Raw genomic sequence first — 12,809 nt, forward strand, 5'->3', positions numbered from 1 at the left:
GCAAGGTTGAGCATGACTTCCCTGCAATCGCGTCACATCGACAACGTCTACTCCATCGCCACCGGCACGGCGCTGGCCGATCCGGCGGCGAGCCTGGTCCACAAGTCGTGGGCGCGCTGCGTGCGCGAGCATGGGCTCGATCCGACGAAGCCGAGCCCCGCGCGCATCCTGCCGGCGCAGGAGGTGCGCGCGCACCAGCAGCAGCTGGAGCATTTTTTGCGCGCGGCGCGCGCCGGCATGGAAGACATCTACCGCCGCGTGGCGGACCTCGGCTACATGGTGCTGCTGACCGACGCCGAAGGCATCACGGTCGACTACATCGGCAACCCGGCCTGGGACGACCAGCTGCGCCGCGCCGGCCTCTACCTGGGCGCCGACTGGAACGAAGCCCATGCGGGCACCTGCGGCGTGGGCACCTGCCTGATCGAGCGCCAGCCGATGACCTGCCACCAGACCGAGCACTTCGATGCCACGCACATCGCGCTGACCTGCACGACGGCGCCGCTGTTCGACCACAGCGGCAGGCTCACGGCCATCCTCGACGTCTCGGCGCTGCGCTCGCCCGAGGCCCGGGAGAGCCAGCACCTGGTGCGGCACCTGGTGTCGATCTACGCGCGGATGATCGAGGACGCCGATTTCCTGCGCAGCTTCCGCGGCCACTGGATCCTGCGGCTGGGCACGGCCTACGGGCTGGTCGACGTGGCCGGCGAGCTGATGCTGGCCTTCGACGAGGGCGGCACGGTGGTCGGCGCCAACAGCGGCGCGCGGCAGGCCCTGGCCGAAAACCCGCTGGGCCGCGAGGTGTCGCAGCTGCTGCACATACCGATGGATGCGATCTGGCGCCTGGGCAACGGCGGCGCATCGGCCATGCCTTTCGCGCACACGGTGCTGCTGCCGGGCGGCGGCGAATACCACGCCTCGCTGCTGGCGCCGCGCGTGCGGCGGGCGGCGGCGCCCGCGCCGGACATTGCCCGTCCCTCCGACCGCCTGCCGCCGCTCGCGCGCATCGCCGGCGACGATCCGGCCATGCAGCAGCTTCTCGCGCAGGCGCAGCGTCTGGTGGACCGCGGCATCCATGTGCTGGTCGAAGGCGAGACCGGCAGCGGCAAGGAAGTGCTGGCGCGCGCCATGCACGGCGCGAGCCGCCGCGCGGCCATGCCCTTCGTGGCGGTGAACTGCGCGGCCATTCCCGATTCGCTGATCGAGAGCGAGCTCTTCGGCTACACGCCCGGCAGCTTCACCGGCGGCCGTGCCAAGGGCATGAAGGGGCTGATCGCGCAGGCCGACCGCGGCACGCTGTTCCTCGACGAGATCGGCGACATGCCGATGGCGCTGCAGACGCGGCTCTTGCGCGTGCTGTCCGAAGGCGAGGTGCTGCCGCTGGGGGCGGAGTCGCCGCAGCGCGTGGACCTTGCCGTGGTGGCGGCCACGCACCGCAACCTGTCGGCGCTGGTCGCGGCCGGGCGCTTCCGCGAAGACCTGTACTACCGCCTGTGCGGCGCGGTGCTCAAGCTGCCGCCGCTGCGCGCGCGGGGTGACCGGCGCTACCTGATCGAGGCGATGTTCAATGAAGAGGCGGCGGCGATGCGCCCTGGTGCGCGGCTGTCCGACGCGGCATTGCAGCGGCTGCTGGCCCATGCGTGGCCCGGCAACCTGCGCGAGCTGCGCAACGTGCTGCGGCTGGCGCTTGCGCTGTGTGCGGATGGCACAGTGGGCGCGCAGGACCTCCAGCTGCCCGCGCCTTCCGATTCTGCCGCGGCGGCCGCCGTGCCTTCAGCTCCCGCGAGCGCCGAAGCCGGTGCTGGCGACGGCGGCCTCGAGGGCGCGGACGAGCTGCGCGCCCTGCTCCAGCGCCATCGCTGGCACGTGGCGCGCGCGGCCGCCGAGCTCGGCGTGTGCCGCGCCACCGTGTACCGGCACATGAAGCGGCACGGCATCGCGCCGCCGCAGCGGATGTAAGGCCGCCAGGCCAGAGGTGCGACAACTGTCGCAATGCCGTCGCATGCGACATGCGACGGGCGCGGGTGTGCGACAAAACCGCGGCCAAGCCGTTGATTCTTCGTCCCGTGCCACGCGGCACGAAAGCTGCGCCATGAATCCTGCGTGCGCCTTGCCGCGCCGCGATTCGATTCGATTCGTTCAACGACACACGGAGACATGCAATGACAGACCCGACCACCGGTCCCAACCGGGCCGCCGCCACCTGGCTCGCCGACTTTGCCGCCGCCCTCGCGCGCGGCGACGCCGATGCGGCCGTCTCGCTGTTCGAGGCCGACAGCTACTGGCGCGACCTCGTCGCCTTCACCTGGAACATCCGCACGCAGGAAGGCGCCGATGCCATCCGCGCGATGCTGCAGGCGCGGCTGGCCGACACGCAGCCCGCGGCCTTTGCGCTGGAGGGCGAGGCGACCGAGGCCGACGGCGTGGTCGATGCCTGGTTCACTTTCGAGACGCGCGTGGCGCGCGGCCGCGGCCACCTTCGGCTGCGTGGCGGCAAGGCCTGGACGCTGCTCACCACCATGACCGAGCTCAAGGGCTTCGAGGAAAAGACGGGCGAGAACCGCATCAAGGGCGCGGAGCACGGCGTGCACAAGGGCCGCAAGAACTGGCTCGAGAAGCGCCGCGACGAAGAGGCCGCGCTCGGCTACACCGAGCAGCCCGAGGTAGTGATCATCGGCGGCGGCCAGGGCGGCATCGCGCTGGGCGCGCGGCTGCGCCGGCTGGGCGTGCCGACCATCATCGTGGAGCGCAACGCGAAGGCCGGCGACTCCTGGCGCAAGCGCTACAAGTCGCTGTGCCTGCACGACCCGGTCTGGTACGACCACCTGCCCTACATGCCCTTTCCCGACGACTGGCCGGTGTTCGCGCCCAAGGACAAGATCGGCGATTGGCTCGAGATGTACACCAAGATCATGGAGCTCAACTACTGGAGCTCCACCCACGCGAGGAAGGCCCGCTTCGACGAGGCCGCGCAGCGCTGGGAAGTGACGGTCGAGCGCGAAGGCAAGCCGGTGGTGCTGCGGCCGAGGCAGCTTGTGTTCGCGCTCGGCGTCTCGGGCTACCCGAACGTGCCGAAGATCGCGGGCGCAGAGAACTTCAAGGGCGACCAGCACCATTCGAGCCAGCACCCCGGGCCCGAGGCCTATGCCGGCAAGAAGTGCGTGGTGCTGGGCTCGAACAACTCGGCGCACGACATCTGCGCGGCGCTGTGGGAGCACGGCGCCGACGTGACGATGGTCCAGCGCTCGTCCACGCACATCGCGCCGTCGCAGTCGCTGATGGAGCTGGCACTGGGCGGGCTCTACTCCGAGCAGGCCGTGAAGAACGGCATCGACCACCACAAGGGCGACCTGATCTTCGCCTCGGTGCCCTACAGGATCATGCACACCTTCCACATCCCGGTGTACGAGGAGATGAAGAAGCGCGATGCCGACCTGTACGCGCGGCTCGAGAAGGCGGGCTTCCTGCTGGACTTCGGTGTCGACGGCTCGGGACTCTTCATGAAGTACCTGCGGCGCGGCTCGGGCTACTACATCGACGTGGGCGCCTCCGAGCTGGTGGCCAACGGCAGCATCCACCTGAAAAGCGGCGTGAACATCGAGCGGGTGAACGAGCGCTCGGTCACGCTGACCGACGGCACCGAGCTGCCGGCTGACCTGCTGGTGTACGCCACCGGCTACGGCTCCATGAACGGCTGGCTGGCCGACCTGATCTCGCCCGAGATCGCCGACAAGGTCGGCAAGTGCTGGGGCCTGGGCTCCGGCACGCCGAAGGACCCGGGCCCGTGGGAGGGCGAGCTGCGCAACATGTGGAAGCCCACGCAGGTCGAGCACCTCTGGTTCCACGGCGGCAACCTGCACCAGTCGCGCCACTACTCGCAGTTCCTGGCGCTGCAGCTGAAGGCGCGCATGGAAGGCATCGACACGCCGGTGTACGAGCGCGCGCCGTCGTATCACACGCGCTGACCCGTGTTGTCCCCTCTCCCCACGGGGAGAGGGAGCGAGTCATTCATTCGCTGATGAAGCGCCGCAACCCTTCGAGATCGATCACGGTGATGCCGCCGTATTCGATGCGAAGAAAGCCCGCTTCCTTCAGCCGGTTCAGCGCCGCATTGCACCGCTGCCGCGACACGCCCGAAAGATTGGCGATCTCCTCCTGCGAGGTCTGCAGGTGCAGCTCGCTGCCCGGATACAGCCACGGATGGAACAGCCCCGCCAGCGCACGGGCCACCTGGCCGTCGGCGTCGAGCAGCCGGTGCGCCGCGTAGTTGCCCATGAACCAGTGCAGCCGCTCGTTGAGCTGCTGCAGCAGGAAATGATCGAAGCCGCGCTGCGTGCGGTGCAGCCACTCGAAAGTCTCCAGCGGCAACTGGGCCACGCGGCTGGACCGCAGCGCAATGACGTCGGCCGAGCGCGGAGCGCCGCGCAGCAGCGTGCCTTCGCCGAACCAGCTGCCGACCGACAGCCCGCCGAAGGTCACCGAGCGGCCGTCGCTCGAGGTGATCGACCACTTGAGCAAGCCTTCGAGCGTGCCGTACCAGTGCAGCGGCGTGTCGCCGCGCCGGCACAGCGCGGCGCCGGCCGCCACGTCGACCTCGCGGATCTCGTCGAGCACGCGCTCGCGCGCCGCTTCGTCGAGCAGCGGATACCAGGCCGAGCGCTGCAGCAACTGGGGAATCGTCAGCGATGCCGCCTTGAAGGCCGGCTTCGTCGTGGCCATGAAATGAAAGCTCCTGAGGCCCGGGTGCGTAAACCCTGAGCCCAAATGTCGTCGCAATGACTGAGTGTGCCTGCGCCGCCAAAAATAATAGCGCGCCCCTCATGCAAGAAGACACCCAGGAGACCCGGAGCATGTCGTCGTCCAAGCGCAAAGTGATCGTGACCATCGCCCCCACCGGCGGCATGGCGCACAAGTCGCAGAACCCCCACCTTCCCACCCAGCCCGACGAGATCGCGGCCGACGTGCTGCGCTGCTGGAACGCCGGCGCGAGCGTGGCCGCCATCCATGCGCGCCGCCCCGACGACGGCGCCACCTGCAGCGCCGACGTGTACCGCGACATCAACAGCCGCATCCGCAACGCCGGCTGCGACATCGTCATCAACAACTCCACCGGCGGCGGCGTGCATGGCGACATGGTGAAGCCGCTGGCCGGCGACCGCTGGGAGATCGCCTGGAAAGAGCGCATCAAGGGCATGGACGCGGGCGCCGAGATGTGCACGCTCGACGCCACCACGCTCAACCTGAGCTTCGAGGGCAGGCAGATCCTGATGGACACGCCCATCACCCGCGGCCGCGAGCTCGCCGCCGGCATGAAGGCGCGCGGCATCAAGCCCGAGTGGGAGGTGTTCAGCCCCACGCACATCCTGCAGGACACCACCACGCTGATCGAGGAAGGCCATGACGACGAGCCCTACTTCATCAACCTGGTGATGAACGTGCACCGCAACTTCCAGAACGCGATGCCGTATTCGCCGCGCTTCCTGCAGATGATGGTCGACACCCTGCCGCGCGGCAGCATCTTCGGCGTGAGCGGCATCGGCCCCTCGCAGCTGGAAGCCAATGTGGCGGCGCTGCTGCTGGGCGGCCATGCGCGCGTGGGGCTGGAAGACAACCTCTACTTCCGCCATGGCGAGCTGGCCACCAACGTGCAGCTCACCGAACGTATCGTGCGCGTCATCCATGAACTCGACATGGACGTGGCCACGCCGGCCGAAGCCAGGCAGATGATGGGCCTGCCGCGCAGAGGCGGCCCGCGCCCCGAGTTCGCGCCGCGCTGAAGAACAACCCAAGGAGACATCGCATGGACACCCGCCGCCACTTCCTCCACACGCTCGGCGCAGCCACTGCGCTGGGCGCCCTCTCGCCGCTGGCCGCGCTGGCCCAGGCGCTCGAGCAGGTCAAGATCTACTACGGCTTCCCGGCCGGCAGTGCCGGCGACAGCGTGGCGCGCCGCGTGGGCGAAAAGCTCGCGGGCTCGGCCTACTGCCGCAACGCGGCCGTGGTCGAGAACAAGCCGGGCGCCGGCGGGCGCATCGCGCTGGAAACCCTCAGGAGCGCGTCGGCCGACGGCAGCGTGCTGGCGCTGTCGCCCTTCTCGTGCACCTCGATCTATCCGCACATCTACAGCAAGCTCAGCTACGACCCGGCCAAGGATTTCGCGCCGGTGTCGATCGCCGCCGTCATGCACCACGGCCTCGCGGTCGGCCCGCTGGTGCCGCCCGAGGTGCGCACGGTGAAGGACTTCCTCGCCTGGGCCAAGGCCAACCCGAACCAGGCCAGCTACGGCTCGCCGGCGGCCGGCTCGACGCCGCACTTCATCGGCGCGCTGCTCGGCCTCAACCACGGGGTCGATCTCAAGCACGTGCCCTACCGCGGCTCCATTCCGGGCGTGACCGACGTGGTGGGCGGACAGATCGCCGCCATGGTCACGCCCAGCGGCGACTTCATTCCCAACCACAAGGCCGGCAAGCTGCGGCTGCTCGCCACCTCGGGCAAGGCCCGCTCGCCCTTCTCGCCCGAGGTGCCGACCTTTGCCGAGCAGGGCTTCGCCGAGCTGACCACCGAGGAATGGTTCGGCTTCTACGCGCCGGCCCGGACGCCGGCCAGCGTGGTGGCAACGGCCAATGCGGCGATCAACGCGGCCATCAAGGAAAAGGTGGTGACCGACAGCCTGGCCGTGGTCGGCCTGATCGCCCAGGGCTCCACCGCCGAGGAGATGGCGCGCTCGCAGCGCGCCGAGGCCGAGCGCTGGGGCCCGCTGGTCAGGAAGATCGGCTTCACGGCCGACTCCTGAGGGGATGCAGATGGAACCGACTCCTCAACGCGTCGCGGTGGTTGCCACCGGCGTCATCGGCGCCAGCTGGGCCGCCTACTTCCTCGCGCGCGGCCTCGACGTGGAGGCCACCGACCCCTCGCTCGATGCCGAGGCGCGGCTGCACGCGGCCGTGGCCGCGCACTGGCCCACGCTGGAGCGCTTCGGCCTGGCGACCAGCGCCTCGCCCGGGCGGCTGCGCTTTCATGCGCGGCTCGAAGACGCGGTGGCGCAGGCCGACTTCGTCCAGGAAAGCGGCCCCGAGCGGCTGGATTTCAAGACCGGCCTGTTCCGGCGCATGGACGAGGCCGCGCCGGCCCACGCGATCCTGGCGTCGAGCTCCTCGGGGCTCGCGATCAGCGCGGTGCAGGCCGAATGCAAGCATCCGGAACGCGTGGTGCTGGGCCATCCCTTCAACCCGCCGCACCTGATCCCGCTGGTGGAGGTGGTCGGCGGCGAGCGCACCTCGGCTCAGGCCATCGAACGCGCGATGGCCTTCTACGCCGCCATCGGCAAGCGGCCGATCCATGTGAAGCGCGAGGTCAAGGGCCACATCGCGAACCGGCTGCAGGCCGCGCTCTGGCGCGAGGCCTTCCACCTGGTCGACGAGGGCGTGGCGAGCGTGGCCGACATCGACACCGCCATTGCGCACGGCCCCGGCCTGCGCTGGGCGGTGATGGGGCCGTTCATGAACCTGCATCTTTCGGGCGGCGCGGGCGGCATCGAACATGTGCTCGCGCACCTGGGCGGACCGATCGAGGACTGGTGGAAGGACCTGGGCGCGCCGTCGATGACGGAAGAACTCAAGCAGAAGGTAGCCGAGGGCGTGGCCGCAGAACTGGGCGCCCGGCGCGTGGCCGAGCTCGAGGTTGCGCGCGACATGCTGCTGTTAGACCTGATTCGCGCCAAGGCCGACACCGGCAGACTCGATTGAAATGAACGACGACCACTTCCTTTTGGACCCCAGCCAGATCGCCCCGCCGCGCACCGTGCGCATCGACTTCGACGACGGCTCCTTCGCGCTGCGTTCGCCGATGGCGCTCAAGCCCTATGCGCGCTGCATCGGCGAATGGCTGGAGCGCTGGGCGCGCGAGACGCCCGAGGCGCTGGCCTTCGCGGAACGCGACGACAGCGGCGAAGGCTGGCGCAAGCTCGACTACCGCGCGCTGCGCCAAGCCGTGGGTGCCGTCGCGCAGGCGCTGCTCGACCTGAAGCTGCCGGCCGACAAGCCCATCGTGATCCTCTCGGACAACGCGATCGACCACGCGGTGCTGATGCTCGCGGCCATGCATATCGGCCGCACCGCCTGCTCGCTGTCGAGCGCGTATTCGCGCATGGCCAAGGATCCGTCGCGGCTGCACGGCATGCTGCAGGCGCTGCAGCCGGCGCTGATCTACGCCTCGGATGCCAAGGTCTACGGCGGCGCGCTCGCGGGCTGCGGCGTCGAGGCGCCCGCGGTGTTCAGCCGCAACGCCGATGCGCATGCGGGCGCCCTGCCCTTTGCGCAACTGCTGCAGGCGAGCGAGACGCCGGCCGTGATGCAGGCCTACGAAGCCATCCTGCCCGACACCCACGCCAAGTACCTGCTGACCTCGGGCTCCACCGGCAAGCCCAAGGTGGTGATCAACACGCACCGCATGCTCTGCGCCAACCAGCAGATGATGGCGCAGACTTGGCGCTTCCTCGAATACGAGAAGCCGGTGCTGGTCGACTGGCTGCCCTGGAGTCACACCTTCGGCGGCAACCACAACCTGCACATGGTGCTCGCCCATGGCGGCGCGCTCTACATCGACGAGGGCCGGCCCGCGCCGGGCCTGATCGAGAAGACCGTGCGCAACCTGCGCGAGGTGAAGCCCACGCTGCTGTTCAACGTGCCGCGCGGCTTCGACATGCTGCTGCCTTTTCTCGAAGCCGACGATGCGCTCGCGCGCGAAGTGCTCTCGCGGCTGCGGCTGGCCTTCTATGCGGCCGCGGCGCTCGCGCCCTCGAGCTGGCAGCGGCTCGAAGCCGTGGCCCAGCGCGTGCGGCCCGAGCGGCCGCTGTGGCTCACCACCTCCTGGGGCGCCACGGAGACCTCGCCGGCCATCACCTCGGCGCACTGGAAGCTCGATGGCGCGGGCTGCATCGGCGCGCCGCTGCCGGGGCTCGAACTCAAGTTCGTGCCCAACGGCCAGAAGCTCGAGATGCGCGTCAAGGGCGTCTCTGTGTTCCCGGGCTACCGCCACGCACCGCGCGAAACGGCCGAAGCCTTCGACGATGAGGGCTACTACCGCATCGGCGATGCCGGCTTTCTCGCCAACCCCGCCGAGCCCTCGCAGGGCGTGATCTTCAATGGCCGCGTGGCCGAGGACTTCAAGCTCTCGAGCGGCACCTGGGTCTCGGTGGGCACGCTGCGCGTGAAGCTGGTCTCGATGCTGGCGCCGCATGTGCAGGACGTGGTGCTCACCGGCCATGACCGCGACGAGATCGGCATGCTGGTGTTCGCGAGCCCGCAGGCCGCCTCGCTCGCGCCGCAGGCGCTGCAAGCACGCATCGCCGAAGTGCTGCGCACGCTGCGCAGCGAAGGCGCGGGTTCCTCGAAGTGCCCCACGCGCGCGTTGGTGCTCGCCGAGCCGCCGAGCCTGGACGCGGGCGAGATCACCGACAAGGGCTACATCAACCAGCGCGCGGTGCTCACGCGGCGCGCGGCCGAGGTGGCGCGGCTGCATGCCGGCGCGCATCACGACCTGCAGGTCATCCGGCTGCGCGACTGAGCGAGCCAGTCGCCTCAAGGCGAAGCCCGCGCCCCCTTGCGAGCTGCCGGCGCCGGCTTCTTCTTCACCGGCTCTTCCGCGCCGAAGAGCTTTTCCAACTGCTGCCCCGCGCGCGCGCCGAGGGCCGTGCCCACGCCCGGCAGCACCGCGGTGCCGACCGCCGCGCCGGCCAGCGCGCCGCCAGTCAGCGAGACCTCCGGCTCGCTCATGGTCCCGCCGATCTTGAGCGGCATGCCCACCACGCCGTCGATGAGGTCGACCGCGATCTCGCCGTCCAGCTTGCGGTTGAAGAGCCGCAGGCGGCCGCTCGCGGTGAGCACGCCCGAGCGCGCCTTGAGCCCGGTGTAGCGCATCACGACCCCGTCATCGGTGCCCTGCGTGTCGAGCACGCCGGTGAGCTCGTCCAGCGGCGTGGTGCCGCCGCGGCTGATGCCGGCGGTGGTCACGGCCTTGGCCAGGTCCAGCCGCGTGAGCGTGGCGGGCTGGACCGAGAAGGTGGTGCGGGTGCGCAGGCTGCGCAAGAGCGCACCTACCTCTTCGGCCTCGGCCACCAGCATCGATTGGCCCGAGGCCTTGCCGGCCACGGCGCTGCGCCGGCCGAAGGCCTGCAGCATGCCCTCGATGTCCACCTGCCGCGGCTCGAGTTCGGCCGACACGCGCAGCAGGTCGTTCGGCGGCAGGGTCTCGAACCAGGCCACGCCGTTCGCCGTGCCGCCGCCAATGTCGATGCGGGTGCGCCACCGGTCCTGGCCGGCGGCGCGGTCCAGGCGCAGCCGGGCGGGCGGCGAGGCGCCGGCGCGCTCGATGCGCGCCTGGCGCGGGCGCCAGCCGGCGTCGAAAGTGATTTCGCCGTCGTAGGCCAGCGCCATGTTGCGCCGGTCGATCCAGACCAGGTCGCGCCAGCGCAGCTTTTCGAGCGGAACCGGCGCCAGCGTCCAGGGCGCGGGCAGCGCGACGATGCGCCCATCCTCCTTCGGCTTGGGGCTGCCGCCGCGGATTGCGCGCACCGACTCGCGCGGCAGCACCAGGCTCTCGATCTCGACCTCGTCGATGGCGACGACCCGCCGCAGCAGCTCCCTGAGCTTGAGCTGGACCGTGATGCGGCGCAGCGTGACAGGGCGCGGCTGCTCGGTGGCCAGGTCGGACAGCACCAGCACGGGGCTGGGCCACAGCGCCCAGTGCGCGCCGCCGATCTTCAGGCCGACGCCGAAGCGCTTCTCGAAACCCTCGGCGATGCGCGCGGCCACTTCCTCGTCGCTGGGCAGGTGGGTGCTCGCCACCCACAGCAGCGCGCCGGTGCCCAGCAGCAGGACCGCGGCAATGCCGATGAGCCAACGGCGAAGGGGGCGTTTCATCGCGCCAACTTAGCACGCAAAGGCGACTGCCGTTGTCAGCCCCCGTCGCTATAGTTTCCCAAACCCTGCACTGGAGAAACCGAATGCGTATCTGGAAAAAAGACATCTCTGTCGAGGAACTGACCCGCAACCACATCGGCACCGCCGTGTCCACGCTGGGCATGGAGTTCCTGGAGGTGGGCGACGACTTCATCCGCGCCCGCGTGCCGGTGGACGAACGCACCCGCCAGCCCTACGGCATCCTGCATGGCGGCGTCTCGGTGGTGCTGGCCGAGACACTGGGCTCCTGCGGCGCGCACTACTCGGCCCCCGAGGGCGACCGGGCCGTGGGGCTGGACATCAACGCCAACCACATCCGCTCCGCCACGAGCGGCTGGGTCACGGGCACCGCGCGGCCGGTGCACCGCGGGCGCACCACGCAGGTGTGGCAGATCGACATGACGAACGACGCGGGCGAATTGACCTGCGTCTCGCGCATCACAATGGCGGTGCTGCCGCCGCGCTAGCCAGGAGAAGAGAAGAAAATCCGCCCGGCACGCGGGCGGCAGCGGGCCGAGAGAAGCCCCAGGAACATCAATAACTACCGAGGAGATAACCACTCATGAGCAACCTGTTCAGCTGGCGCGAAGTCGCCGCCACCGAGGGCCGCGTGGTCGCGCCCGACGAACGCCTGCCCTGGCTGCAGACCGGCGCGATGGGCGTGCAGCACGTGATCGCGATGTTCGGCGCCACGGTGCTGGCGCCCATCCTCATGGGCTTCAATCCCAACATCGCCATCCTGATGAGCGGCATCGGCACGCTGATCTTCTTCCTGGTGACGGGCGGCAAGGTGCCCAGCTACCTGGGCTCGAGCTTCGCGTTCATCGGCGTGGTGATCGCGGCCAGCGGCTACGCGGGCAAGGGGCCCAACGCCAACATCGCGGTGGCGCTGGGCGGCATCGTGGCCTGCGGGGTGGTCTACATCCTGATCGGCGCCCTCGTGCAGGCGATCGGCACCGGCTGGATCGAGCGCTTCATGCCGCCGGTGGTCACGGGCGCCGTGGTGGCGGTGATCGGGCTCAACCTGGCGGGCGTGCCGATCAAGAACATGGCGGCCAGCAATTTCGACTCGTGGATGCAGGCCGTCACCTTTCTCTGCGTGGGGCTGGTGGCGGTGTTCACGCGCGGCATGCTGCAGCGCCTGCTGATCCTGGTCGGGCTCATCCTGGCTACTGCGGTCTATGCGCTGCTGACCAACCTCTTGGGCATGGGCAAGCCGGTCGACCTGTCCGGCATTGCCAATGCGGCCTGGTTCGGCATGCCCACCTTCACCGCGCCGGTGTTCACCACCAACGCCATGCTGCTGATCGCCCCCGTGGCCATCATCCTGGTGGCCGAGAACCTCGGCCACCTGAAGGCGGTCACGGCCATGACGGGGCGCAACCTCGACCCCTACATCGGCCGCGCCTTCATCGGCGACGGCATTGCCACGGTGGTGAGCGGCGCCTCGGGCGGCACCGGCGTGACCACCTATGCCGAGAACATCGGCGTGATGGCGGCCACGCGCATCTACTCGACGGCGGTGTTCGTGGTGGCCGCGCTCATTGCGCTGGTGCTGGGCTTCAGCCCCAAGTTCGGCGCGCTGATCCAGGCGATTCCGCTGCCGGTGATGGGCGGCGTGAGCATCGTGGTGTTCGGCTTGATCGCCATTGCGGGCGCCAAGATCTGGGTCGACAACAAGGTCGACTTCTCGCAGAACAAGAACCTGATCGTGGCCGCCATCACGCTGATCATCGGCACCGGCGACTTCACGCTGAAGTTCGGCGATTTCGCATTGGGCGGCATCGGCACCGCGACTTTCGGCGCGATCATTCTTTACGCACTGCTCGGCAGATCGCGCAACGCCTGAGC

At 69.6% G+C, this 12,809-nt stretch carries 10 protein-coding genes; 8 read left to right on the top strand and 2 right to left on the bottom strand.

What is annotated here, in order from left to right; translation table 11 throughout:
- The first annotated feature begins 12 nt into the window (after window positions 1–12).
- Both AC1DSC_RS03610 and AC1DSC_RS03615 read left to right on the top strand, forming a co-directional pair.
- Window positions 13–1,959, top strand: a complete 1,947-nt coding sequence (locus AC1DSC_RS03610) for a sigma-54-dependent Fis family transcriptional regulator (protein ID WP_012745242.1) — start codon at window positions 13–15, stop codon at window positions 1,957–1,959.
- Window positions 1,960–2,162: 203 nt separating this feature from the next.
- Window positions 2,163–3,965 carry an NAD(P)/FAD-dependent oxidoreductase gene (locus AC1DSC_RS03615; RefSeq protein ID WP_012745241.1) on the top strand — a complete coding sequence of 601 codons (1,803 nt, stop codon included), beginning with the start codon at window positions 2,163–2,165 and terminating at the stop codon, window positions 3,963–3,965.
- Between the two features lie 43 nt (window positions 3,966–4,008).
- Here the strand turns inward: AC1DSC_RS03615 and AC1DSC_RS03620 are convergent, their stop codons facing one another.
- A complete protein-coding gene (locus AC1DSC_RS03620) occupies window positions 4,009–4,719 on the bottom strand; it encodes a Crp/Fnr family transcriptional regulator (protein WP_012745240.1) in 711 nt (236 codons plus the stop codon).
- Between the two features lie 131 nt (window positions 4,720–4,850).
- Between AC1DSC_RS03620 and AC1DSC_RS03625 the strand changes: the two genes are divergently transcribed.
- Genes AC1DSC_RS03625 through AC1DSC_RS03640 form a run of 4 tightly spaced genes read left to right on the top strand, consistent with a single transcriptional unit; the run spans window position 4,851 to window position 9,564 of the window.
- A complete protein-coding gene (locus AC1DSC_RS03625) occupies window positions 4,851–5,777 on the top strand; it encodes a beta-keto acid cleavage family enzyme (protein ID WP_012745239.1) in 927 nt (308 codons plus the stop codon).
- Window positions 5,778–5,800: 23 nt separating this feature from the next.
- A complete protein-coding gene (locus AC1DSC_RS03630) occupies window positions 5,801–6,793 on the top strand; it encodes a Bug family tripartite tricarboxylate transporter substrate binding protein (RefSeq protein WP_012745238.1) in 993 nt (330 codons plus the stop codon).
- Between the two features lie 10 nt (window positions 6,794–6,803).
- A complete protein-coding gene (locus AC1DSC_RS03635) occupies window positions 6,804–7,745 on the top strand; it encodes a 3-hydroxyacyl-CoA dehydrogenase NAD-binding domain-containing protein (RefSeq protein ID WP_012745237.1) in 942 nt (313 codons plus the stop codon).
- A 1-nt stretch (window position 7,746) separates the two neighbouring features.
- Window positions 7,747–9,564 (top strand): feruloyl-CoA synthase, encoded by a 1,818-nt coding sequence (locus tag AC1DSC_RS03640; RefSeq protein WP_012745236.1) that lies wholly within the window; start codon window positions 7,747–7,749, stop codon window positions 9,562–9,564.
- A gap of 14 nt (window positions 9,565–9,578) precedes the next feature.
- On the opposite strand, the gene AC1DSC_RS03645 is transcribed toward AC1DSC_RS03640, so the two are convergent.
- Window positions 9,579–10,919 carry an AsmA family protein gene (locus AC1DSC_RS03645; protein WP_012745235.1) on the bottom strand — a complete coding sequence of 447 codons (1,341 nt, stop codon included), beginning with the start codon at window positions 10,917–10,919 and terminating at the stop codon, window positions 9,579–9,581.
- An 83-nt stretch (window positions 10,920–11,002) separates the two neighbouring features.
- On the opposite strand from AC1DSC_RS03645, the gene AC1DSC_RS03650 reads away from it, so the two are divergent.
- On the top strand, window positions 11,003–11,425 hold the full coding sequence (locus AC1DSC_RS03650) for a hotdog fold thioesterase (RefSeq protein ID WP_012745234.1): 423 nt from the start codon (window positions 11,003–11,005) through the stop codon (window positions 11,423–11,425).
- 95 nt (window positions 11,426–11,520) lie between these two features.
- Window positions 11,521–12,807 carry a solute carrier family 23 protein gene (locus tag AC1DSC_RS03655; protein ID WP_012745233.1) on the top strand — a complete coding sequence of 429 codons (1,287 nt, stop codon included), beginning with the start codon at window positions 11,521–11,523 and terminating at the stop codon, window positions 12,805–12,807.
- Window positions 12,808–12,809: the final 2 nt, after the last annotated feature.

The organism is Variovorax sp. 01N425 (genome assembly GCF_056399465.1).

What these genes read in the sequence shown, in the direction of transcription:
- AC1DSC_RS03650 (WP_012745234.1), top strand. Translation starts at nt 11,003, where the DNA reads ATGCGTATCTGGAAAAAAGACATCTCTGTCGAGGAACTGACCCGCAAC.
- AC1DSC_RS03635 (WP_012745237.1), top strand. Translation starts at nt 6,804, where the DNA reads ATGGAACCGACTCCTCAACGCGTCGCGGTGGTTGCCACCGGCGTCATC.
- AC1DSC_RS03620 (WP_012745240.1), bottom strand. Translation starts at nt 4,719, where the DNA reads ATGGCCACGACGAAGCCGGCCTTCAAGGCGGCATCGCTGACGATTCCC.
- AC1DSC_RS03645 (WP_012745235.1), bottom strand. Translation starts at nt 10,919, where the DNA reads ATGAAACGCCCCCTTCGCCGTTGGCTCATCGGCATTGCCGCGGTCCTG.
- AC1DSC_RS03625 (WP_012745239.1), top strand. Translation starts at nt 4,851, where the DNA reads ATGTCGTCGTCCAAGCGCAAAGTGATCGTGACCATCGCCCCCACCGGC.
- AC1DSC_RS03615 (WP_012745241.1), top strand. Translation starts at nt 2,163, where the DNA reads ATGACAGACCCGACCACCGGTCCCAACCGGGCCGCCGCCACCTGGCTC.
- AC1DSC_RS03640 (WP_012745236.1), top strand. Translation starts at nt 7,747, where the DNA reads ATGAACGACGACCACTTCCTTTTGGACCCCAGCCAGATCGCCCCGCCG.
- AC1DSC_RS03630 (WP_012745238.1), top strand. Translation starts at nt 5,801, where the DNA reads ATGGACACCCGCCGCCACTTCCTCCACACGCTCGGCGCAGCCACTGCG.
- AC1DSC_RS03610 (WP_012745242.1), top strand. Translation starts at nt 13, where the DNA reads ATGACTTCCCTGCAATCGCGTCACATCGACAACGTCTACTCCATCGCC.
- AC1DSC_RS03655 (WP_012745233.1), top strand. Translation starts at nt 11,521, where the DNA reads ATGAGCAACCTGTTCAGCTGGCGCGAAGTCGCCGCCACCGAGGGCCGC.